21 protein-coding genes and 1 pseudogene are annotated in these 22,876 nt (G+C 63.8%); 12 read left to right on the forward strand and 10 right to left on the reverse strand.

Annotated features, from left to right (window positions below; translation table 11 throughout):
* The first annotated feature begins 47 nt into the window (after positions 1-47).
* Positions 48-461, forward strand: coding sequence for a VOC family protein (locus QNO08_RS07970; protein ID WP_229966072.1), 414 nt, complete (start codon positions 48-50; stop codon positions 459-461).
* A gap of 220 nt (positions 462-681) precedes the next feature.
* Here the strand turns inward: QNO08_RS07970 and QNO08_RS07975 are convergent, their stop codons facing one another.
* Positions 682-834 (reverse strand): hypothetical protein, encoded by a 153-nt coding sequence (locus QNO08_RS07975; RefSeq protein ID WP_229966071.1) that lies wholly within the window; start codon positions 832-834, stop codon positions 682-684.
* 10 nt (positions 835-844) lie between these two features.
* On the opposite strand from QNO08_RS07975, the gene QNO08_RS07980 reads away from it, so the two are divergent.
* The 3 genes from QNO08_RS07980 to QNO08_RS07990 are packed head-to-tail and all read left to right on the forward strand — an operon-like array spanning position 845 to position 4,618.
* Complete coding sequence (locus QNO08_RS07980; protein WP_229966070.1) at positions 845-2,311, forward strand: S-layer homology domain-containing protein; 1,467 nt, start codon at positions 845-847, stop codon at positions 2,309-2,311.
* Between the two features lie 31 nt (positions 2,312-2,342).
* Positions 2,343-3,029, forward strand: coding sequence for an ABC transporter ATP-binding protein (locus QNO08_RS07985; RefSeq protein WP_229966069.1), 687 nt, complete (start codon positions 2,343-2,345; stop codon positions 3,027-3,029).
* Between the two features lie 2 nt (positions 3,030-3,031).
* The gene (locus QNO08_RS07990; protein WP_229966068.1) at positions 3,032-4,618 is read left to right on the forward strand and encodes a DUF6297 family protein; all 1,587 of its coding nucleotides are present in this window, start codon (positions 3,032-3,034) and stop codon (positions 4,616-4,618) included.
* 22 nt (positions 4,619-4,640) lie between these two features.
* Here the strand turns inward: QNO08_RS07990 and QNO08_RS07995 are convergent, their stop codons facing one another.
* Entirely contained in the window at positions 4,641-5,090 is a 450-nt protein-coding gene (locus QNO08_RS07995; RefSeq protein ID WP_229966067.1) for an HD domain-containing protein, read from the reverse strand.
* Positions 5,091-5,437: 347 nt separating this feature from the next.
* On the opposite strand from QNO08_RS07995, the gene QNO08_RS08000 reads away from it, so the two are divergent.
* Complete coding sequence (locus QNO08_RS08000) at positions 5,438-6,436, forward strand: lantibiotic dehydratase C-terminal domain-containing protein (RefSeq protein ID WP_284155658.1); 999 nt, start codon at positions 5,438-5,440, stop codon at positions 6,434-6,436.
* 61 nt (positions 6,437-6,497) lie between these two features.
* On the opposite strand, the gene QNO08_RS08005 is transcribed toward QNO08_RS08000, so the two are convergent.
* Complete coding sequence (locus tag QNO08_RS08005; protein ID WP_229966065.1) at positions 6,498-6,989, reverse strand: DUF2975 domain-containing protein; 492 nt, start codon at positions 6,987-6,989, stop codon at positions 6,498-6,500.
* Between the two features lie 221 nt (positions 6,990-7,210).
* Positions 7,211-8,251 (reverse strand): FAD-dependent monooxygenase, encoded by a 1,041-nt coding sequence (locus QNO08_RS08010; RefSeq protein ID WP_229966064.1) that lies wholly within the window; start codon positions 8,249-8,251, stop codon positions 7,211-7,213.
* A gap of 322 nt (positions 8,252-8,573) precedes the next feature.
* Between QNO08_RS08010 and QNO08_RS08015 the strand changes: the two genes are divergently transcribed.
* On the forward strand, positions 8,574-9,593 hold the full coding sequence (locus QNO08_RS08015; protein WP_229966063.1) for a zinc-dependent alcohol dehydrogenase family protein: 1,020 nt from the start codon (positions 8,574-8,576) through the stop codon (positions 9,591-9,593).
* Positions 9,594-9,776: 183 nt separating this feature from the next.
* Positions 9,777-10,943 carry a DUF8173 domain-containing protein gene (locus QNO08_RS08020; protein ID WP_284155659.1) on the forward strand — a complete coding sequence of 389 codons (1,167 nt, stop codon included), beginning with the start codon at positions 9,777-9,779 and terminating at the stop codon, positions 10,941-10,943.
* Between the two features lie 31 nt (positions 10,944-10,974).
* Here QNO08_RS08020 and QNO08_RS08025 read toward each other — a convergent pair whose 3' ends face one another.
* Positions 10,975-12,066 (reverse strand): AI-2E family transporter, encoded by a 1,092-nt coding sequence (locus QNO08_RS08025; RefSeq protein ID WP_229966061.1) that lies wholly within the window; start codon positions 12,064-12,066, stop codon positions 10,975-10,977.
* A 372-nt stretch (positions 12,067-12,438) separates the two neighbouring features.
* Between QNO08_RS08025 and QNO08_RS08030 the strand changes: the two genes are divergently transcribed.
* The 3 genes from QNO08_RS08030 (at position 12,439) to QNO08_RS08040 (ending at position 16,087) form a co-directional block, all read left to right on the forward strand.
* The gene (locus QNO08_RS08030) at positions 12,439-13,857 is read left to right on the forward strand and encodes a cryptochrome/photolyase family protein (protein ID WP_442860498.1); all 1,419 of its coding nucleotides are present in this window, start codon (positions 12,439-12,441) and stop codon (positions 13,855-13,857) included.
* Between the two features lie 116 nt (positions 13,858-13,973).
* Positions 13,974-14,690, forward strand: coding sequence for an aldolase/citrate lyase family protein (locus QNO08_RS08035; RefSeq protein ID WP_229966060.1), 717 nt, complete (start codon positions 13,974-13,976; stop codon positions 14,688-14,690).
* A 407-nt stretch (positions 14,691-15,097) separates the two neighbouring features.
* Positions 15,098-16,087 (forward strand): lantibiotic dehydratase C-terminal domain-containing protein, encoded by a 990-nt coding sequence (locus QNO08_RS08040; protein WP_229966059.1) that lies wholly within the window; start codon positions 15,098-15,100, stop codon positions 16,085-16,087.
* Positions 16,088-16,240: 153 nt separating this feature from the next.
* Here the strand turns inward: QNO08_RS08040 and QNO08_RS08045 are convergent, their stop codons facing one another.
* The 5 genes and pseudogenes from QNO08_RS08045 to QNO08_RS08065 form a co-directional block, all read right to left on the reverse strand.
* A complete protein-coding gene (locus QNO08_RS08045; protein ID WP_269439179.1) occupies positions 16,241-16,372 on the reverse strand; it encodes a hypothetical protein in 132 nt (43 codons plus the stop codon).
* Positions 16,373-16,594: 222 nt separating this feature from the next.
* Positions 16,595-17,260, reverse strand: coding sequence for a hypothetical protein (locus tag QNO08_RS08050; protein ID WP_229966058.1), 666 nt, complete (start codon positions 17,258-17,260; stop codon positions 16,595-16,597).
* 156 nt (positions 17,261-17,416) lie between these two features.
* Positions 17,417-18,559: a ThuA domain-containing protein gene (locus QNO08_RS08055; RefSeq protein WP_229966057.1), complete on the reverse strand. Its 1,143-nt coding sequence runs from the start codon at positions 18,557-18,559 to the stop codon at positions 17,417-17,419.
* 299 nt (positions 18,560-18,858) lie between these two features.
* Positions 18,859-19,680: pseudogene (locus tag QNO08_RS08060) on the reverse strand (sugar phosphate isomerase/epimerase family protein); the annotation flags it as partial.
* 94 nt (positions 19,681-19,774) lie between these two features.
* The gene (locus tag QNO08_RS08065) at positions 19,775-20,413 is read right to left on the reverse strand and encodes a hypothetical protein (protein WP_229966056.1); all 639 of its coding nucleotides are present in this window, start codon (positions 20,411-20,413) and stop codon (positions 19,775-19,777) included.
* 282 nt (positions 20,414-20,695) lie between these two features.
* On the opposite strand from QNO08_RS08065, the gene QNO08_RS08070 reads away from it, so the two are divergent.
* Positions 20,696-22,168, forward strand: a complete 1,473-nt coding sequence (locus tag QNO08_RS08070) for a fumarylacetoacetate hydrolase family protein (RefSeq protein WP_229966055.1) — start codon at positions 20,696-20,698, stop codon at positions 22,166-22,168.
* Positions 22,165-22,875, forward strand: a complete 711-nt coding sequence (locus QNO08_RS08075) for a GntR family transcriptional regulator (RefSeq protein ID WP_229966054.1) — start codon at positions 22,165-22,167, stop codon at positions 22,873-22,875. The genes QNO08_RS08070 and QNO08_RS08075 overlap by 4 nt, the downstream gene beginning before the upstream one ends.
* Position 22,876 lies beyond the last annotated feature (1 nt).

Here is a 22,876-nt window from a genome sequence, read left to right on the forward strand (position 1 = left end):
CGGCGGAACGGCTGGCCGGAAATCGGAACCCTCACTAATCTCGGCTCATGACCGGATTTCCTGAGCTGCTGCATACCGTCTTGGATACAACTGATGTCCGAGCGCTGGCGGAGTTCTACCGCCAGCTTCTCGGACTCCACTACCGGCCGGGAGATGAGCCTGCGACCGAGGGGGACTCGAACGACGCAGACTGGTTGGTCCTCACCAATGCGCAGGGCCGCGCAAAGCTTGCCTTCCAATTGGTGGACCGCCTCGAGCGGACAACCTGGCCGTCGACTGACGTCCCGATGCAGATGCATCTAGACCTCACCGTTCCGGACCGGGAATCTCTGGAGCACCAGCATTCCAGGGCATTGGAACTGGGAGCGGAGCTGCTCTTTGACCGGACCGACGACCCGGAAGAGCCGCTGTACGTGTACGCCGATCCATCCGGGCACCCGTTCTGCATTTTCGTGGCCTGAACGAGTTCCCTCCTGGTCCACACTGTGTGGGGGAGCGATCCCTCAGAACGGGTGCCCGAAATTACGCTTGGGTGCCGAACCAGGACGGTGGCCTGCGTCACTGCCGCATACAGTACTCTGCGATTGATGCTGCGAAATTGTTCGTTGCCTGGCGAGCTGGTGCGCTGCAGCTTGCTCGTGTCTTTACAATCGGGGGCTGTTTTTTGATTCGTTCCAGTGTTCAGAACGTGGCTGTGCTTGCGGGAACGGTGATGCTGTCCATGACCATGATCACCGCTCCCGCACAGGGGAACGATGCATCTGACTCCACGTCGGCGGCTGCCACACCGACCACAGTCGTCGGCTGCGGAACGTCGGGGACATCGCCGATCATGGAGGCTCCTGTGCCCGAGGGGAACCCGGGAGCGATAACGAGCAGCCCGGACGGCTCCAGGCTCTACGTCTCGCTCACAAATCTTGGCGAACTCGGCAGCGGAGTCATATCCGTCCTCGATTCTGAAACCCTTCAAGAAGTAGCGAAAATGCAGGTGCCCGGACATTATCCTTACGCGGGAAAAGTGTGGATGAATGCTGCTGGGACAAAAGGATATTTAGGTACGAATTCTGGCAACGTTCAGGTTTTTGATGCCGCCAGCAATACGATGACTACTTCGATTCCGACCGTGGATCCGCAGTCAATCGCGTTCAGCCCTGACGGAGCAAGGGTCTACATCACTGGTTACAACAACCGCATGACTGTTGTGGATGCACAGACGGACACGGTGGTCGACGAATGGGTGTTTGACCCTGCCTACGGCACCTTCGGCGACCTGGAAATCGATCCCACAGGGTCTTTTGCCTATGTGGGCGGCAGGCGCACGCACTCTGTGTACGTCGTTGATCTCGCCTCAGGTGCCGTGGCCGGCAGCATTGAGGTGGGGGGTCCGCCGGGGACACTGTCCCTGACCAAAGATGGGAAGTCACTCTATGTGACCGATGCCTACAATGAACAAACGATCATCGTAGATACAGCAACTCGATCCATCCGCACCAGCTTCTTTCTAAGAATCGGCTACGGCTTCTTGTTGAGCGAGACCGAGGACCGTGCCTTCGTCACAACGTCCAACCGAAGCCGGGTTGATGTTATCGACCTCACGACCAATGCAATGATCTGCTCCCACTCACTGCTGCCGGATTATCAGAACAGTCCTCAGGACATCGCTCTCAGCCCTGACGGGCGAAGAATGTATGTCGCGAATACTTCCCACAACAACAACACGATCATCGCCCTGGCAGTCCCCGAGGAAAGAAATGCTGCGTTTCGCGATATCCCCAGCGGCACTCAGTTTGAGCGGGATATTCGCTGGACGGGAAATGCCGGTGTTGCGACGGGCTACGAAGATGGCACGTACCGCCCGCTGGAGCCTGTTCGTCGAGACGCCATGGCTGCCTTCCTCTACAGGTTCCATGGGTCCCCTGACTTTGTTCCGCCCTCAACCTCCCCGTTTGTGGATCTGAGAACAACCGACAAGTTCTACAAGGAGATCACTTGGCTGGCGAGCATGGGAATATCCGCTGGGTGGCCTGACGGCACCTACCGTCCTCTCCAGCCGGTGAACCGGGACGCAATGGCGGCATTTATGTTCAGGACGGTCAACACCGCCAACTTCAGTGAGCCGGCGGACAGCCCCTACAAGGACGTGAAGAACACTGATCAGTTTTATCGGGAAATGGCCTTCATGTCCGCAGCAGGTGTCACAACCGGGTGGCCCGATGGAACCTTTCGCCCCCTTGAGCCTGTAAGCCGCGACGCGATGGCCGCCTTGCTCTACCGGCTCAATCCACTGGCACCCACGAATTTGACCCGTTAACCTGCTGAACATCACTACCTGGGGGGATTCCATGACTGCTGCGGGGGCTGTGCTCGAGATTTCCGATCTGTCCGTGGGATACGGCGGCACTCCGGTGTGCGGACCGATCACGGCCCGCGCGGAGGCCGGTGAGATCCTCGGCATGGTGGGCTTCAACGGCGCCGGCAAATCCACCGCCGCCCGCACGATCGCCGGCAAGCAGGCCATGCTCGGCGGAGAAGTGCGCGTCCATGGGCTGCCCGTTTACGAGGACGGCATCCCGTTCCGCCGGCAGGTCGCAGCCCTGTTCGACGAGGATGCCTTCTTCCCCTCCCTGTCCGTGCGGGAGCACCTCCAGCTGGTGGCGCGCGGACACTCGCTGCCGGATCCCGATGCCGCCGTCGACGCCGAACTGGAGTATTTCGCGCTGGGGGAGCGCGCCGACGCCGTTCCCGCCGCCGTTTCCTCCGGGCAGCGGCGGCGGCTGCTGCTGGCCTCCGCACTGATCCGCCCCTCGTCCCTGCTGATTCTGGATGAACCGGAGCAGCGCCTGGATCCGGCCATGCGCGAACGGCTGGGCACACGGATCAAGACCTATGCCGACGACGGCGGCACGGTGCTGCTGGTGACCCACGACCCGGCGCTGCTCCTGGCCACCGCCGGACGCTGCCTGCTTATTGACGACGACGTCCGGGAGATCGCGCCGGAGCAGGCCGCCGCGGAAATCGCCGGGCGGTAGCCGTGGCCCAGGACGCCGCCGTCGGAGGAGTTTCCGCGGACTTCAACCCGGTCCGGTACACCCGGCACGCCTCGAGAACCTTCACCCGCGCCCGGACCCGGATCCGGGATGTCTTCGTGGACGCCTATACCGCTGTTCTTGCGCTGGGAACCATCGGGGCGTTCGCTGCCGGTCTGGTCCTGGCGCTGCGCGAGCAGGTTGCCCAGGCCTGGGATGCGGAAGCCGCCGCCCGCACGCTGCTGCCCCCGCCGTCGTTCATCCTGCCCGACGGTGCCGCAGCGACCGCACTGCTGTTCGCCGTCCTGGCGGCAGCGATGGTCTTGGCCCGGAAACTGGGTCCGGCGGCGGTGACGAGAGCCGAAGGGTACTGGTGGCTGAACCTGCCCCTGGAGCGTCGTCCGCTGGTGACCGGACGGCTGCTCCGCCGGCTGGGCCTTGTGTGGGCGGGTGCGTTCATGCTGTACCTGCCGGTTGGTTTCATCACCGACCTCCAAGCCAGCGTGCCAGGACAGTTTCTGGCGGCGGCAGTGTTCGGAGCGGCCGCCGTCACCGCAGTGCTGCTCGCGGCCCTGCGGCAGATCGGCGCCGGACCTGCGGGGTCCGGGGGCGGTGCCGGTGCCGGTGCGGGGCAGCTTGGGCGAACAGCAAACGGTCCGCTGCCGGGACTGCTGCTGCTGGCCGTGCTGAGTTTCGTGCAGCGGCAGGCCGCCGCCGGTCAGTGGGGTCCGGCCCTTGTTGCTCTGGCGGCCGCCGTCGGGCTCGGGCTCATTGTCTTTCCGCGGCTGGGGACGATTCCCGCCCGGGATCTCATCAGCGCCGGCGGCGTTTCCGGGCATGCCGGTGCCGCCCTGTATCTGATGGACCCGAACGAAGTGGGGCGGGCCCTGTCCCGGAACTACGGCGCGATCGTCTCCACCCGTGCCGGCCGCTGGTATGCGCGGGGCGGCCGGACCCCGTTCGGGGCGCTGCTGCGCGCCGATACCGCAGCCTTCCTGCGCGCCCGGGGCTGGCTGGGCCGGCCGGTGCTGCTTGGGCTGCTGTGTGTCGTCCTCCTGCTCACCGGCGGCACGCAGCCGGTGCCGCTGCAGCTGGCCCTGATCTCGGCGACAGTGTTCGCTGCCGTTCCGGCAGCGGGAGCGTTGGCCCGGCAGACCGCCATCACTCCGGGGTTGGACGTGCTGCTGCCGTTGTCGCCGGCCCTGGTTCGGCTGAGCCGGATGGCTCTGCCCGCAGCGGTCCTGGCACTGTGGGCCGCGGCGTTCCTGGCTGTGCTCGTGCTGCTGGGTGCGGGAAGTGCGGAGCTCATCGTCTTGGGCGCGCTGGCCGGCGTGGGCTTCGGCGCATCGGCGGTGCGGGGTGCGTACCGGCCGGAGCCGGACTGGACGCTCCCGCCCACTGACACCGTTTTCGGACCCGTGCCGTCGGCGCAGACCGGGGCCATGGTCCGCGGACCGGACACCACGCTGCTGGCCCTGGTTCCCCTGCTGCTGGGGATGTTCCTGGGCTATGCGCCCGCAGTGCTGCTGCTGGCCCAGGCCGGCTTTTCCGCCGGGTGTGTGCTGCTGGTGATGTTCTCGGACCCCAAGTAGGGCAGTCTTTTGCGGCTCGGAATTACTCCAGCGCGAGCAGCTCGCGTGAGCGCTGGTATTTGGCGGCCAGGCGGGTCCGGTCCTCATGGTCCAGTTTCTGGACGCGTTCGGGGTTGGTGTTGTCATCAATGTCCGCTGCCTTGACGATGCGGGCAAGGTTGTTGGCCCGGACGCGTTCGAAGTAGCTTTCGACGGGTTCTCCCTGACGTTTGGTCATGGCGTCCACGCCGGCGACGACGGTTTCTGGGAAGCCCTGCTCCCGCAGCCCCTGCAGGGTCACGCCGGTGTCTTCCACCGCGTCATGCAGCCAGGCCACAGCCTGCGCCTGTTCGCGCAGATCCTCCGGCGCCCTTTGCGCCGCGGTCCGGGCGACCCGCTCGGGATGCGTGATGTAGGGGACTCCTGTCTTGTCGGTCTGGCCTTCGTGCGCAGCTCGTGCCACGCTTTCGGCATTGGTGATGAGGTTGTCCATGTATTCCCCCTGCGGCTCGTAGCCGTGTTTGCGATTTGTCAGTTGCTGTTGGTGCCAGCATAGGGGCCGGCTACCCCATTAATGCCGCAAGGTCCTGATGCTCAATGGCGTGGCAGAACCGGCGCCGTCGTCGTCGAGCTGTGCGCCAGGGCTCTACCTCTTCGGCCAGACGCTGCATGGCGCCGTTGCGCAAAACCCATAGTCGATATTCGTACGCAGGAAAAGAGCACTTGACAAAAATGGGCAATTTTCTGGAGACGGGATAGCCTTCGCATTCTGGGACGACACTGTGTAGGCAGTACACGTACCAATGTCAGAATCATTTTGGGGATGAAAAGAGCCGCGTCATGCAATCGAACATTGTGCACCGAGGTGCAGCTACCCGTCCTGTGCAGCAGCACTCCAGCCCAACCACCCTGTGGTCCGTCCTGACCATGGAGCCGGAGCGAAAGGATGTGGGCGACGGAATAGTCCGCCACATGGTTGCCCCGCTGTCTTCCCAAATGCGGCTCGAGGCGGGCCAGTTTAGTTTTTCACGCAGCCTGGAATCCGACCATCCGGCCGTGCTCCTGCATGTGCAGGCCACCGACGACGTCGCTCAGCGCCTGTGGAAGTTTGCCCACGTGCTGGCGGCGGAAAACGTTGCCAGTCTGGGTCCCGTGAAGATCTCCCAGTCGCAGGGCATCGTCTATCCGCCACGGCCGGGCGAGCCGGTGCCTGAGCTGGTGGAAGCGATATTTGCACGGTTCGGTGGGCCAAAGGGCTTGGAACTGACAGGTGAGATTTCTGAGGTGTCCTCGGATTTGGCTTTGTGGGCGGTCGACCGCTTTCCCGGCCTCACCATGCGCTCGATGCTGGCTGCCCTGCTTCTCTTCGACGCCGGCCACGCCATGATGCGGGGACCCCGGTCCGCTGTCTGGCCCGACCGCAGAACCACTAGCTGGGACTACTACTGGAACGCTCATCTGCGCGCCTGCACAGGTTCTCTCGGCTCCCAGTCTGAGCGTGCGCGCAGGGCAATGATGGACCGGATAGCACCCCGGATTATGCCCGCACATAGGGTGATGGCCGCGCTGGCCTCCGAGCCGGCGGTGGATATCTGGCGGAAGCGCTGGGCGCGGGCCATCGATGAGTATTTGTATCGGGCGGACAAGCATCGCATCAGTCGCAGCGCACAGCAGCTGGCTATGGGGGCGAGCCAGCTGGCACTCAACCGGCTGGGCTTTTCGTTCCGGGAGCAGGCAGTCCTCGGCCTATACGCGCGTGCTTGGAGTAAGGACATTGAAGCGCAGTATTCCGGCGAGGAGTCCTCTCGCACCCGTACAAGTCAGGCGGGTAAGAAATGACGGTGTAGGCGGCACCGGCCTGTGTCCCGGATTTAGACGGGGGAGACTCGTCGGAGATCCGTTAAAGCTGGGCGCGCCGCTGCTGCTTCGCGGCGTCTCGGACACGCTGCAGCAACCGGCCGCGCCATACCAGTACCCCGAGGATCACTGCCGCTCCGAGGAACATTCCGGCCATCAGGCCCAGGCCCACGGCCGGGCCCCCGCCGCCCGTCTGCGGATCGGCGGCCAGAACCGCGGAGATGGCGGCGAGCATTCCCGTGCCGGCGACCAGCGAGAGGATCAGGGCGTCCACCCAGCGCGTCGTTCGGCTGGTCAGGAAGGCTCCGCGCCCGGCCAGCGTGAGCAGTCGCCAGATACAGAGCAGCGCCGCCTCGCCGCATGCGATGGCAAGAACCGCCAGCGCGGTCAGGGGAGTCCGCAGATAGGCGACTTCGGGAAAACTGGCCGCCGCCTCCGCAGCAAGCATCGGAAGGACCACCGCCTGTACCGCGACCGCGACCGCGAGCATCGCGCCGATGAGGACTTTTAGTTCAGCGCTTGCCTCTGACCGCATCCGGGTCTCCCATGTATCGATAAGCGGTGAAAAAGTATCGTTGGCCGATGCTTGCACAAGCATCCGCGAGGCACAAGAGCCGGATAACGGACGCTGGAGTCCTAGCGGGTCAACCGGTTCCGGTGCCCGCCACCCACAGTCAGGACGGCGCAGATGGGTCCAGGGGGAGAGTATTCGCGGAAATGAAGGCACCCGACGGCGGCTGCCGGGCGGCGAAAGTCCTAGGCGAACCGTGACCCCGCGGACATCGCGAGGTTGCGGAGGCCGGTGAAGTGCTCGGCTGTGCCCAGACGGTTCAGCAGACGTGCCGCGCGGACCATGGCGTTTCCCCGCCGACGCCGGATGGAGTCGTAGTGCTCCAGCCCGGCGGCAACATCGGGCGCCGAGCTGAGGGCATCGACCAGCGCAACCGCATCCAAAAGTGCCTCACAGGCGCCGCGGCCAAGGTTCGGCGCCATGGCGTGCGCGGCGTCGCCCAGCAGCGCCACGTTGCCGGACACATAGGAGCGGAGCGGCGGAACGTCGAACAGCTCGCGGTAATCTATCGGGCTCCCGTCCAGTTTTCCAAGGACCCGGGCGACGTCCGGGTGCCACCCGCCGTACAGGCTGCGCAGCAGGCCGGCACCCTGGGCGCCGAAGGCATCCGGGGAACCCAGCGGGGGAAGGTCCGCCGAACGGAGACAGGCAAACCAGTTGGTGCTGACGGCATCCAGCGGCGTAATGCCGAACAACCGGCCGCGCCCCCACGTCTCGGTGACCCCGCCGGCCGGGCCGGCAACAACGCCGCGGAAGGCTACCGTTCGCAGCGACCGTGGTGGTGCCGCGTTGCAGGCGGTGCGCAGCCGGCTGGATATGCCGTCGGCGGCCACGACAACATCGGCTCGGGGCAGGGATGCAGGCCCGGCGACCGGCGAATTCCATTGGATAAGCCCGTCGGGAAGGTCCCCGGAAAGGGCCTCCAGCAGGACGGTGCGAGGCACAAACCGAGCGGTCCGGTTGCGACCCATGGCTGCGATCTTGCTTCCGTCGGGTTTCAGAATTCGAGCGCCGTGCTCTTCCATCGAACCGGCGAGGACCGCGTCACTGGCACCCAGCGATTCCAGTGCTCTCAGCGCCTCGGGCCACATGGCCAGCGCCGTTCCGCTGCCGGGCAGGTTTGCGCCGCGTTCGAGCACTTGGACCGACCATCCTGCCCGCAGCAGGCCGCGGGCAGCAGCGGTTCCCGCGATGCCCGCTCCGACGATCAGTGCCGAACCGCGCATGCCTTCTCCTCACCACTGGTTCTTGCGGTTCCGCCGGGGAGCGGCCCCGGCGGAACGGTGATTCAGCTCATCCGGGAATTTACGCTGTCTGCTGTCTGCTGTCTGCTGTCGACATCGGTTGCCAGGCCCGCTCCGGCCTTTTGAGGCCACCCGACCAATAATATGGACGCCAAATCCAGCCGGATCAATTGCTCGTGACGAACTGAACGCGGCGATGCCTGTTCCGAGTGCCTAATAGGAACTTGAGGGTCGCGGGCCTACCCATGCTTCTGTGCAGGTGCTGTCCTTGGAAAGAAGGAATCCGACCGCAGAAGGAGACACCATGCGTGGCGTAATACTGCATGCACCAGGAGATGTGCGCGTCGAGGACCGGGCCGATCCAGCGATTGAAGAACCGACTGACGCCGTAATCCGGCTCGCAGCGACCTGCATCTGCGGATCGGATCTGTGGCCGTACCGGGGTGTGGAGGACGCCCATAACGCACCCATGGGACACGAATACGTTGGCTGGGTGGAGGAGATTGGACCCGAGGTGCGGACCATCAAGGCCGGGGACTTCGTCGTCGGCTCCTTCTGGGCCTCCGACAACACCTGCGAAATCTGCCGGGCCGGCTACCAGAGCCGATGCGTCAATGCCGTGCCGATGGGCATGATGGGAACCCAGGCGCAGTTCGCCCGGATTCCGCTGGCCGACGGCACCTTGGTCGCCACGCCGGAATCCCCGCCGGCGGACCTGCTGCCCTCACTGATGGCGGCCTCTGACGTGCTGGGCACCGGTTGGTTCGGCGCCGTGGCTGCTGAGGCCGGCCCCGGCAAAACCGTCGCCGTGGTGGGGGACGGCGCCGTCGGCGTGTTGGCCGTCCTGGCCGCGCGACAGCTGGGCGCCGAGCGAATTATCGCTTTTAGTCGGCACCCCGAACGCCAGCAGCTCGCCCGGGATTTCGGAGCCACCGATATCATCGCCGAACGCGGTGATGCGGGGGTGGCCGCGCTCAAGGACCTGACCAACGGGCTCGGCGCCCATTCGGTAGTGGAGGCCGTGGGCACGCAGGAGTCAATGATGCAGGCTGTGCGCTCCACCCGGCCGGGCGGCCACATGGGCTTTGTGGGCGTCTCTCATGACGTCGCTCTTCCCGGGCTGGAGTTGTTCTTCGCCGAGATCCACATGCTCGGAGGCCCCGCTCCCGTGCGCCGCTTTCTGCCCGACCTCATTCAGCGGATCTGGGACCGGAAGATCGACCCGGGCCGGGTCTTCGACCTCACGCTTCCGCTAGGCGACGCCGCGGAGGGCTACCGGGCCATGGACGAACGCCGGGCGGTAAAGGTACTGCTGACTCCGTAAATCATCCTCAGTGCCGTCCCGGGGCCGTCGGCTCTATGGCTCGGCGGACATCTGCCGGACACTGAACACATTGGCCTCGGTACCGCGGGGGCGGATACGCATCAGCCCAGCCGCGGGATGCCGCTGCACAAGCACTCTGACGAGGAAGAACAGGCGAACACCGTACCCCGGAAAGGCATTCCGATGAGACTTCCTTCTCCTGCCCGGCGGGCTTTCTCCGCAGTTTTCGCCGTCTGCATTCTGGTTCTGGCGACGGGGTCAGGTGCATTCGCCTCGTCCCCGGTGTCGAGCCCACAGTCCGCGCCCTCTGCCGTGGTGAACGACGGCACCGGCCCGCAGTTCTACAGCGGACTGAACATCGACGTCCAGGAAGACGTTTCCGGTGACGTGTACGCCTCGGGGCAGAGCGTCACCATCAGCGGAAATGTCACGGGGGATGTGATCGCGGCAGCCCAAACGATCACCATTACCGGCAACGTCGACGGAAACGTGCGGCTCGCCGGGCAGGACGTGACCATAAGCGGTGACGTTGCGCGCAGTGGAACGATCTTCGGGGCAGCCGTCACCATCACCGATGCCGGGTCATTCGGCGACGACCTGGTGGGTGCCGCGGGCGACATCACGATCTCCGGTGCGATCGGCCGTGATGTCGAGGTGGGCGTTGGAAACCTCGACATCAGCGGGACGGTCGGGGGCAACGTCACGTACAACTCCAGCGAGGAGGCAAACATCTCCACGGATGCGGTCAGCGGCACCGTGGAGCGCATCGCCCCGGAGCCCGAGCAAGAGCCCTCGGCGGGGGAGAAGTTCGTTGGGTGGCTGCTCGGGTTGCTGTATGCGCTGGTTGCGCTGAGCCTTATCACGGTGCTCGCGGGCTGGCTCTTCCCCAGGTTGCTGCACCGGGTGACCGACCGGCTCCTGCCTCGGCCATGGCATGCGCTGCTGGTCGGTTTCGTGGCATCAATCGCCGTTCCGCTCGTGGTGCTGCTCCTTCTGGCCACGGTCATCGGGGCGCCCCTGGCGCTGTCAGTCCTTTTGGTCTGGATAACGCTAACGCTCGCCACCTTCGTCCTCGGCGCCTATTTCATTGGCAGGCTCATCTTCCGCGGCAACCAGCATCCAGTGATCAAGGCGCTTGTCGGGGGTCTGATCCTCATTGTCGCACTGCATATTCCGTGGCTGAACATCGTCGTATGGCTGGCCATGGTGTTCCTTGGACTTGGTGCGCAGCTGCTGGCAATCTACGACCGTCGTCCCTGGCGCCGCGTACCGCCCGCTTCCGGCATCTCCGGCGTCGAGCAGCGGAGGGGCGACGGCGGGGGCCAGCCCTCAGCCTTCGACTCTCACTGAAACCCTCCGGCGCGCGGGGCGTGCATCATGCCTAACTGCGACGAGGTTCATCCGGGGGTGCCGGGGTGTCCTCCGGGCCGTCATCGCCGCTGATCCACTGTGCGAAGCGCGCACCGGGATCCCCGCCGATCACCAGGAAGCGGGCAAAGAGGGTAAGCGGCACAGCCAGGAGCGAGCCGACCGCTCCCAGCAGGGTTGTCCAGAGGACCACCGAGGCGAAGGTCAGCGTGACGCTCAGCCGAACTGATTCCCCCACGAACCGGGGCTGGATCAGCACTTGGAGAGTGACGTTGACGACGCAGTAAATGGCCAGCACCAGCAGTCCCAGCCCCCAGCCGCCAACCGCGACAGCGAGCACGACGGGAGGCACCACGCCGAGGACGAAACCAATGTTGGGAATGAAGTTGGTGACGAACGCCAGCACCGCCCAGACGAATGGACCGGGTACGCCGAGAACCCAGAGGGCGAGTCCGTCAATCACCGCGACGATCAGCCCGAATATCGAGTTGACGAGGAAGTACCGGTTGGTTCCGGCGGCGAACTGATTGAAAGCGTGCAGTCGCCGGCCGCTCGCCTCCGCGAGCTCCGCCGGTGGGTTCTGCCACCGTGCAGCATCCATCCCGAGAAACATCGCGTAGGTGAAGACAAAAAAGACGGCCGTGCCCAGACCCAACAGTTGCGTGCCGGCGTTGAAAACGGTCGTCAGGAGTGTAGATGGCTGGATTGCCCCGGCAACCTCGTCCATCGATACGGTGCTGAACCCGAGGCTTTGGAAAAACGACTCAAGTGTCTCGGCGCTCTCGTCCAATTGGCCTGCATAGTCGGCCAGAATGCGCCCGAATTGCCCCAGAGCCAGAAGGACCAGCACGGCCAGAACCACCAGGATGCCCCACGCGATCGCCACGACGACGAGCGTGCCTACCCAGCTTGGGGCCCCGCGCCGATCCAATGGTCGTCGAGCGGGCATAGCGATAATGATGAGCGCCGCGGCCAGCACCAGCGGCGCCAGGAGCGATCGGCCTGCCCATACCGTCCAGCAGGCACCACCCGCAGCCGCCAGAGTCAGCAGAATCCGTGTTGGTCTTGCAAGTCCGGGTGGCCCGGGTGGCTCGCGATCGCTCATGGGGCCTCACAGCTGTCAGGGGACGACGACGCTAAAGTCCGGGTTCCGCTGCTTCTTCCCGGCGGCCCCTACCACCACAGGCTGGCGCACAGGGCAATCTCCGTCTAGGGGCAACGGTGTATACCGGGGTCAAAGGGGAGCGAATCGTTCCCGGGCCCGGGCGACTTTGGCGACTTTGGCGCCGGACAGACTCTGTCCAGCAATTGAAGCGCTCCGCGGCCAGGCGCAGCGGGAGATCCACGTTCCGTTTTGTACCTCGCTCCTCTGCGATGCCACGGCGGTTCATCACGCTCGTGAGAGGTGCGGTTGAGGGGCGGGACCGGTGCCAAGGTCCACAGGTAGGGTCGTGTTATCCAAAGAGAGGACCTGCCCGTGGTTTCCATCGCCTGGCTCCGCGACGACTTGCGCACAGCTGACAACCCTGCCCTCCTGGCCGCAGCGCAGGACGGCGGCGCGGTAGCCCTCTATGTTTTGGATGAGGAATCACCGGGCATCCGGCCGCTGGGTGCCGCCGCCAAATGGTGGCTGCATCACGCACTGAAGACCCTGCGGCATGATCTTGAGGCCCTGGGCATTCCGTTGGTCCTGTTGCGGGGGCCGGCAGTCGACGTCGTTCCTGCGTTCACGCAGGAGGTGGACGCGGAGCGGGTCTTCTGGAATCGGCGCTACGGCGGGCCGGAGCGGGAGGTGGACACAGCGATCAAGGAGTGGGCTGCGGGCGCGGATGTGCAGGTGGAGAGCTTTCAGGCTTCGCTGCTGCATGAACCCTGGACTGTGCGTACGGGCGGCGGCGGACCGTACCGCGTTTTCACTCCCTTCTGGCGAACGGTGTCCGCAATGGATTTCCGGGCGCCCTTTCCGGCTCCGGACAAGGGTGCTGCCCCGCCGGACGGCATCCCCGCCGGGGAGCACCTTCAGGACTGGAACCTGCTGCCGCTGAATCCGGACTGGGCCACCGGGTTGGCAGAAGCCTGGACCCCGGGCGAGGAAGCCGGCTTGTCCGCACTCAGCGACTTCCTGGCCGGCCCGGTGCAGAATTACGACGACGGTCGCGACCGCCCGGCGAAGCCCGGAACCAGCCGGCTCTCCCCGTACCTGCGGTGGGGGCATGTGAGTCCGTTCCAGGTGTGGCACGCGCTGTCCCGCGTCCGCGGGAACGGGCCCGGGCCGGATGTGTTCGGCACCGAAATTGGCTGGCGTGAGTTCTGCTGGCACCAGCTCTTTCACAACCCGGATCTGGCCACCAAGAACCTGCGGCCTGCCTTCGACGGTTTCCCCTGGGAACATCCAAAGGGCTCCGGACCGCAAACCCCGGCAATCCTGCGGGGGAGGGCGGGGCAAGCGCCGTCGGGATCCCGGCCTGATGGCCTGGACTCCCTCGATGCGTGGAAGGCCGGGCTGACAGGAATTCCGCTGGTCGACGCCGGCCAGCGGCAGCTTTGGAGCATTGGCTGGATGCACAACCGGGTGCGGATGGTCGCCGCCAGCTTCCTAATCAAGAACCTGGGCATCCACTGGCGGGTGGGCGAGGAATGGTTCTGGGAGACCTTGGTGGACGCAGACCCCGCGAGCAATCCCGCCAACTGGCAATGGGTCGCGGGCTCCGGCGCGGACGCAGCACCGTTCTTCCGGATCTTCAATCCCCAGACACAGGCAAAGCGCTTTGATCCCAAAGGTGAGTACGTCGCCCACTGGGTGCCGGACGCACTGACTCCCGCCTATCCCGAGCCGCTCGTGGATCTGTTGGAGTCCCGCCGGCACGCGCTTGAGGCGTACGAGAGTATTCGCTGAGCTGCGCAGCGCGGCTCAGGCGAGGCACACGCTCGAAATACCCTTAGTGGGCCTGACAGGAACGGTTCGACAGCGGAGCAACCCGTGCCGAGCACGCCGACCTCCTCGACGACGCCGTGGGCGCATGGATCGCCCGGCACTCGCGGGAGGAGGTGATCGCCGCGTTCGAGGCTGCGGACGCCGCAGTGGCACCGATTTATGACCCGTCGGACATCGTTGCCGACCCGCAGTTCAATGCCCTCGGAACCATCCACCGCATTAAGGACGCAGACCTTGGCGACATGGCCATGCAGGGACCGCTGTTTCGGATGTCCAAGGACGAATCGACGATGGGTTCACCGGGCGGGCGCACGGTGCGGACACGGAGGCCGTGCTCACCGAGCTGGGGTACTCTCCCGACGAATTGGCGGCGTTGTACGACGAGGAAGCATCGGATGAGTCGGCCAATCGTCGTAGCACTCTACGCACCCGCTGACCGGCCCGAGCGCTTCGAAAAGGCGCTGCGGGCCGGGGCGGATGCGGTCATTGTTGATCTCGAAGACGCCATCACCGCATCGCCCCAGGCGGATGCCCGTGCCGCGCTAGCTTCAGGGCCGGCAGTGGATATCTGGCGCAAGCTGTGGGCACCGGCCATCGATGACTATTTGTACCGGGCGGACAAGCAACGCCTCAGTCGCAGTGCGCAGCAGCTGGTTACGGGGGCCAGCCAGCTGGCACTCAACCGGCTGGGTTTTTCGTTCCGGGAACAGGCGGCCCTTGGACTATATGCGCGTGCCTGGAGTATGGATATTGAAGCGCAGTATTCCGGTGAGGAGCGCTCTCGCCCCCGCTAAGTCATCCGAGTAAGAAACGACGACGGCCCCTCCACTGCATGCCGAGGGCACGCCGTCGTCGTGCGTTTCCGGCCAAGAAATCGGGGCCAGCTCGGCGTAGTCCGTGTAGTCGGCGGCACCGTCGGTTTCCAGCACGCCCTGGATGTTGTGTTCCGGGGAGATGCGGATTGCGGTGTGTTCGGCGCCGATGGCCTCGCCACCGTCGTCAACCAGAAAGGAGCGATGCAGCGCGCGTCGCTGGTTCACAAACCCCATAGTCGCACTGCGTGCGCAGGAAAAGCCCCCTGGCACAAATGGGAAATTTCCTAAGGCCCGTATGGACATTCCACACATTTTGGCAACACACTGTTGGCAACTCACCTACCGAAGTCAAGACGATCAGTTTTGGGGATTATAGGAGCCACGTCATGCAATCGACCACTGTTCATCGAGGAGCAGCTACCCGTCCTGTGCAGCAACACGCCAGCACAACTACCTTGTGGTCCATCCTGACTATTGAGCCGGAGCGTAAGGATGTCGGCGACGACATTATCCGCCATATTGTTGCCCCTTTGTCTTCCCAAGTGCCGGCCGGGGAGGGATACCGGTTTCGGTTGTCACGCACGCTGGAATCCGACCATCAGGCTGTGCTCCTGCATTTGCTTGCCACCGACGACGTCGCTCAGCGCCTATGGAAGTTTGCGGACGCGCTGGCGATCGAAAACGTTGCCACGCTGGGTACCGTGAAGACCTTCCACTCGCCGGGGGTCGTTTATCCGCCACGGCCGGGCGAACCGGTACCCGGGGTGGTGGAAGCGGGACTTGCACGGTTCGGTGGGCCAAAGGGCTTGGACCTGGCAGCGGAGATTGCTGAGGTGTCCTCGGATCTGGCTTTGTGGGCGGTCAACCGCTTTCCCAGCCTCAACATACGCTCGATGCTGGCTGCCCTAATTCTCTTCGACACCGGCCACGCCATGATGCGGGGCCCCCGGTCCGCGGTTTGGCCCGACCGCAGAACCACTAGCTGGGACTACTACTGGAACGCTCATCTCCACGCCTGTACAGCTTCTTTTGGTCCGCACGCTGCGCAGGCGCGCAGTGCAATGAGGGCCCGGAATGCACCACGGATTGTGCCCGCACACAGGATGATGGCCGCCCTTGCCTCGGAGCCGGCGGTGGATATCTGGCGGAAGCGCTGGGCGAGGGCCATCGATGAGTATTTGTACCGGGCGGACAAACAACGCGTCAGTCGCAGTGCGCTGCAGCTGGCCATGGGGGCCAGCCAGATGGCACTCAACGGGCTGGGCTTTTCGTTGAGGGAGCAGGCGGCCCTTGGCCTTTACGCGTCTGCCTGGAGTAAGGATATAGAAGCGCAGTATTCCGGTGAGGGGCGCTCGTCGCGGCTGGCAAAGCACTAAGACAGAAACACGAAACGACGGCAGGCCTCCCGCACTAGGCGGAAAACCTGCCGCCGTCGTACGTTCAGGAGAGAACCACCTGGCCGCCGATCGCGGCGCCCGCTGCTGACCGGACGGCTGCTGCGCCGGCTTGCCCTGGTCTGGGCCGGCGAGTCAGTGCTGTACCTGCCGGTTGGTTTCATCACCGATCTTCACGCCGGTGGGCCAGGACAGTTCCTGGGCGCTGAAGCCGATGCGGCTATAGAGCTGGGGGTAGCGGGCGAGTCGCTTTTCGATGCCGGGCATTCGGGTCTGCCCGTCGATCCGTAGCCTGTGCGGACGAGCTGGGTGTCGAGCAGAAGGCCAACATGTCCTGCGGGCAGGACCAATTCATCCCGTGCCGGCAGACCGGGTGGATGGGAACTGCTGAAGAACCCGGGACAACAGGGCATGGGTAGGGGCGCATTCCTTCGAGGTACTCGGACTCCTCCTGGATAAGGTTGCAGGCGCACAACGCAGACATCTTCCTTATTCTGCGTCGTGAAATTCCATCGGTACCGCATCGGGATCGCCGTCTGGAGCTAGAAAAACGTGCATATGGCCGCCCCCAGAATCTATGGTCAGAGTATCCAATTGGGCCGCTCCAGCCTGCCAAAGACGAACTGCAGCGTCGCGTCGCTCAGCAACACTGTCAAGCAAAAGGTTCCGATCCTCGGCAGGGCTTGATGAGAGTCGGTTGTAGTCCTGGACCGCCGTTAGAAGTAACTGGGCCGCACCGACGAAGGCTTCCTGCGCAACCGACTGATCGCTCGTTCCCTCTTCAACAGTCTCGAAAGCCGTCGCCGCAACACTGAGGTCGCGCATCCATGCGTCGACATCACTTGTATCAGCAAACGGGGGGCTATCTGCTTGCTCCACGGGTACTGCAGTTGCTAGCCCCTCCAAAGTGCGTGCCATGCGTCCGTGTGCCGTTTCTGCTGCCATTCCAAGGTCTTTGGTGATCTCAGCCTTTTCAAGAGCCTGCCCTTTAGAAAGCTCTTTGGCGATAGCTTCGACTGACCCGGGGGCGGGCGCGATCTCAGCAGTCGTTGCTCGCATACTCATGGATGCGGCGACCGCTCCTACAAAGATGACTGCAATGGTTATTAGAACAATCACCCATGTAAGAGAAAACCTGCGCGTCTCGCGGTTCAAAAGATGAAGCCACCTTTGTGGAGGAAAGTGTTTTGGAGCTAGGCGATTTTCTCACGATACACGGCTTATACATCGCGAATGTGTGCAGTAGTTTCCGTAAGGCCCTGCCGTACTACGTCCCGCGGTGGCAATACGTAGTACGGCAGGCTCTTGCAGCTAGTTGTGCTCTTCTTGCCAAATCTGTAAGTCACGAACTTTCTCAGTCAGCAGAACCTGCACCTGAGATCCACGGCCGACGTGAGCCTTAACCTGAGCCGCGGCTGCATTGAGCTTATCTGCCGAATCAGCGTGCCGACCAGCCTCCGCTAGGTCCTTTGCCTTATCCAATTGTTTGGTCACCTGTGCCGCCGCTTTCGCAGAGACCGCTCCTTCGGCAACCAGGTCACCAATCAATGATTCGACTTCGTGCCACGTGACGCAGTCGCCACCTCCACTGACTGCGCCAGCGGACCAGGAGATACCCCCTAGAAGGTGCTGCAGGAAGGCAGGGTCTGTGTACGATGCTTCGGTGTGTCCTCCGCCGGTGTACCACGAACGAGATGACTCGAAGTTATGGCACCAAGCTATCGGATGATCGGAACCCATCGCACCACGACGAGCGTTGTAGGTTGTCTCGTCGAGATTTATGAGAACACGAACAGCGTCGCGCGGACTCTGATTGAAGTTGTACCACTCATCAAAACGCGTCCATGTTTCTGGGAGATGCTCTGTTGAAGGATGGGTCCGGTCCTCAACCAGCTGAGAAGCAGTCTGCTGCTCTGGATGGCTGATGAATCGAGCACCGCCGCCGGTCAACTGGCTATACCACGGGACAGTGTGCATAGAATCTGTCGCCGCGTGAACACCCGCAAAACCACCACCGGAACGGATATATCCCTGAAAAGCGGCCAACTCAGTTTCATTTAGAAGCGTCGGCGTTGCAGGGTCGAGGGAATTGGTTCCATCAACCGTGGAGACAAAGACAATGGTTTCGTATTTGGCAAGATCAGAGGAGGTCGTGAAGGGTGTGCTGGGTAGGGTCCGGTCGGGCTGTCCCTGATTACCCGGTGACGTTGCAGGATCCCACACGTCAACACTGAACCCATTGGCGTTACCAAGTGCCATGATGGCGGTAGTGGCTTCATCAATACTGCTGTGACGAAAGCCCGTCGTTTTTCCTACGACGAGCACATCGTAAGGTTCCGCCATTCCAATCTGATCGGAACCGGCTTCAGCTTGAGCGGGAGTCATTGCTAACACGGGCACGACAAGCGCTACCCCACATGCTCCGAGGGCTGCCTGACTGATAAATCGCTTCATTGCGCTCCTTAGTCATTCAATCGACAATGCCTCTGGATCGGCGATTACCGAACTGGACACACGATCTGAAGCCGTCGAAGCAGCACCTAGCGCACCTCACGAGGAATAAGCGCTGGTCGACAACATATTCAGGTTAGCTTCTAACCTGCTGAAAGGTCTAGGTAAAAGTGATCTTTAAATTTTCCCAGACCAGAGCGATCGTATGACTTTCATGTCGGGGGCAGCACTCACTAGCGAGATGTCTTTTCAGACGATCTCGCCGTTTGGTTGAATAGGCCCGGCCAACAGCATTCCAGCGCTCAGGCTTCCTGGCTGAAGGCGGCATCGAACGAGGTGTCCGATGGCGCGAAGCCGAAGCGTTTCAGGAACGCCAGGGCCTCGGGCGCCCCTTGCAGGCGGTCCATTCCGGCGTCCTCCCACTCCACCGAGATGGGACCGGTGTAGCCGATGGCCGTCAGCGCCCGGAAGTTGTCCTCCCAGGGAAAGTCGCCGCGGCCCGTCGAGACGAAGTCCCACCCCCGGCGCGGATCCCCCCAGGGCAGGTGCGAGGACATGATGCCGTTGCGGCCGCCGCCCATCCGCATCTTCGTGTCCTTGCAATCCACGTGGTAGATCCGGTCCTCGAAGTCGGAGATGAACGCCACCGGGTCTATCTGCTGCCACATGAAGTGGCTCGGATCCCAGTTGAGACCAAAGGCCGGGCGGTATCCGATCGCCTCGAGGGTGCGCTGCGTGGACCAGTAGTCGTAGGCGATCTCGGAGGGGTGGACCTCGTGGGCGAAGCGCACTCCGCACTCGTCGAAGACGTCGAGGATGGGGTTCCAGCGATCCGCGAAGTCCTGGTATCCGGCGTCGATCGCGGAAGCGGGCACCGGGGGGAACATGGCCACGTACTGCCAGATGGAGGAGCCCGTGAAACCGACCACGGTGTCCACGCCGAGTTTCTTTGCGAGCCGCGCGGTCAGCTTCATCTCCTCCGCTGCGCGCTGCCGGACTCCCTCGGGGTCGCCGTCGCCCCACACCTTCGGCCCCACGATGGCCTGGTGCCGGAAGTCGATCGGGTTGTCGCAGACGGCCTGGCCCTTGAGGTGGTTAGAGATGGCCCAGACCTTCAGGCCGTGCGCTCGAGGATCGAAGGAGGGAGTCGGCTGGCGGTTCTCCGAGACGGCCTCGACGAAGTCCTTCACCTGGTGATGATCTGCTGCTCTGGGCCGTCTATGAGCGCGACACCGACGGGCAGATAAGCGCGCACATTACCGGCATCGAACTTGAGGATCTCAGTTCCAACACCCCCGAACTCCGGGCCGCCCTATCCCTGCTGGGACTCTCCTGCCGGGAACGGAACTGGATTCCGTCGCAGAAATCCGAGCCGTCAGGATTTTTCCGGGTCCACAGGAACTGTGACTCCTGGGTGAGCAGCCGGTTTTCCGCGTTCTTCAGCGCAGCGGCGTCGAAGTCCTTCAGGTTGTAGGCCAGAGCTTTGCCCTTGAACAGCGGATGCAGGGCCGCTACCGTCTCGGCGGCCGTGATATCAACATAGCGGCCCGTCAGACGAGCTGTGCCGGCGACCCGGCTCACCAGCCACTGGTCAATGTCCAGTTCCCCGGGACGTGCGCTGGGGAACTGCTCCGCATCATCGTCATCCTCAACGATGTCATCGATCTCGATCTCGGCCCCGTTCCACCGCGCGTCCTCCACGCAACCGCAATCGCCACAGTCATCCGCGTAACCGGTGGCACCTTCCGCCTGGTCGACAGACTCGTCACCCAGATAGAACGCATCCAAAAACTCAACAAGCTCGACGGGCTCACACCAGAAATCGTCGACGCCGCCCGCTCTCTCCTTATCGGCCATTTAAATGTCGCTAGAAACAGGCCAGTTACCTCTGCGACTCACATGCGATCGCGCAGTCTTAGCGGCGCTGAGTGTCCTGCAGCTATGTATTGGAACTTCTCATTGAGCTTTTTGATGCGGTCCTTTGATGCAAGACACTTTTGGCTAATTCGGGCGGCAACCGTCGGCGTGTGTCGAGCCGCCGTTTGAGAACTCGCACGGCCGGGCTAAGAAGACTCTTGACGTGACCCGCACCACATGTAACCTGATCATATACGATTTCGTACTTGATCCAGGAGAGACATGGGCAACGACGCCACCAAGGACACGCTGAAGCAGGCCGGCAAGGTCATTGCCGTCCACATCAACTACCCTTCACGGGCAGCAGAACGCGGACGCACCCCGGAACAGCCCTCCTACTTCCTCAAGCCCAGCTCCTCCCTGGCCCTGACCGGCGGCGCCGTGGAGCGCCCGGTCGGCTGCGAACTGCTCGGCTTCGAAGGCGAAATCGCCCTCGTCATCGGCAAGATCGCTCGCCGCGTAACCGTCGAAGACGCGTGGAGCTACGTCGGGGGAGTGACCGCCAGCAATGACCTGGGCGTGTACGACCTGCGCTGGGCAGACAAAGGCTCCAACCTCCGCTCCAAGGGCGGTGACGGCTTCACCCCCGTCGGCCCCCACATCCTCGACGCCTCAACTATCGACCCCGCCGCACTGCGCGTCCGCACCTGGGTCAACGGCGAACTCGCGCAGGACGACACCACCGCTGACCTGCTCTTCCCCTTCGCACGGTTGGTTGCGGACCTTTCCCAGCTGCTCACCCTGGAACCGGGCGACCTGATCCTTACCGGAACCCCCGCCGGTGCCTCCGTGGCCGTGCCGGGCGACCGCCTCGAGGTCGAAGTCGACGTTCCCGGCACGGACAAAACCACCGGCCGCCTCACCACCACCGTCACCGAAGGCACGACGCCGCTGGCACGCTTCGGCGCCCAGCCGAAAATCGACGACAAGCAGCGCGAAGAAGCCTGGGGCTCCGCAGAAAAGGCCGGCCTCGCCCCGCAGCAGGAACAGCCCAAAACCCTTACCCCGGAACTCAAAGCCAAACTCGAATCCGTTGCCACCGCCACCCTGTCCTCGCAGATGCGCGCCCGCGGCCTGAACAACGTCTCCATCGACGGCCTCACCGGCACCAAGACCGGCCGCAAGGTCGTCGGCACCGCCCGCACCCTGCGCTTCGTCCCCAACCGCGAGGACCTCTTCAAGACCCACGGCGGCGGCTACAACGCGCAGAAACGCGCCATCGACTCCGTGGGGGAGGGCGAAATCCTGGTCATGGAAGCCCGCGGCGAAAAGGGCACGGGCACTCTGGGCGACATCCTCGCCCTGCGCGCCAAGCACAACGGCGCCGCAGCCATCATCACCGACGGCGGCGTCCGCGACTACTCCACCGTCGCCGGCATCGACCTGCCCGTCTACTGCGCCAACCCGCACCCCGCCGTCCTCGGCCGCAAGCACGTCCCCTGGGACACCGACATCACCATCGCCTGCGGCGGCGCCACCGTGCAGCCCGGCGACATCATCGTGGCCGACGACGACGGCATCCTCGTCATCCCGCCGGCCATCGCCGAGGAGCTGGTGGAGGCCTGCCTGAAGCAGGAACACCAGGAAGAGTTCATCGCCGAAATGGTGAAGGCCGGCCACGGTGTCGACGGGCTGTACCCGATGAACGCCGCTTGGAAGGAAAAGTACGAGGCCTGGGCAGCGGAACAGGCATGAGCAGCGTGAGTGGCCCCGCGACCGGCACCGGGCAAGCCAGCAGCACCGCCACCGGCTCCAAATCGGAGCAGGCTTATACCCAGCTGAAGGACCGCATCCTCGGCGGAGAAATGAGCCCGGGCTACCGCCTGGTGCTCAGCAGTATCGCCACGGAGATGGGCTTCAGTGTGGTCCCCGTCCGGGAAGCCATCCGCCGGCTCGAAGCCGAAGGGCTGGTGCACTTTGAACGCAACGTGGGCGCCACAGTGGCCGGCATCGATCCGGACCTGTACCTGCACACCATGCAGACCCTCAGCATCATCGAAGGCGCCGCCACCGCCCTGGCCGCCCCGGACATCAGCAAAGAGGAACTGGCGAAAGCCCGGGAACTCAACAACCAAATGCGCGAGGTCCTGGACAACTTCGACCCGGTCCGCTTCACCGCCCTGAACACCGAGTTCCACGCCCTGCTCTACGCCCGCTGCCCCAACCCGCACATCCTGGACCTGGTGCACCGCGGCTGGAACCGGCTGGGCCGGATACGCTCCTCCGTCTTCCGATACGTCCCGGACCGCGCGCACGCTTCGGTGTCCGAACACGAAGCGCTGCTGCACCTGATCGAGGCACACGCCCCGGCCCCCGACGTCGAACACGCCGCCCGCGCGCACCGCACCAACACGCTCAACGCCTTCCTGGCTCAGAACCACCAGCCGCCCTCACCGATCTAAA

Origin of the sequence: Arthrobacter sp. zg-Y820 (genome assembly GCF_030142155.1) — a bacterium.
GTDB lineage: Bacteria > Actinomycetota > Actinomycetes > Actinomycetales > Micrococcaceae > Arthrobacter_B.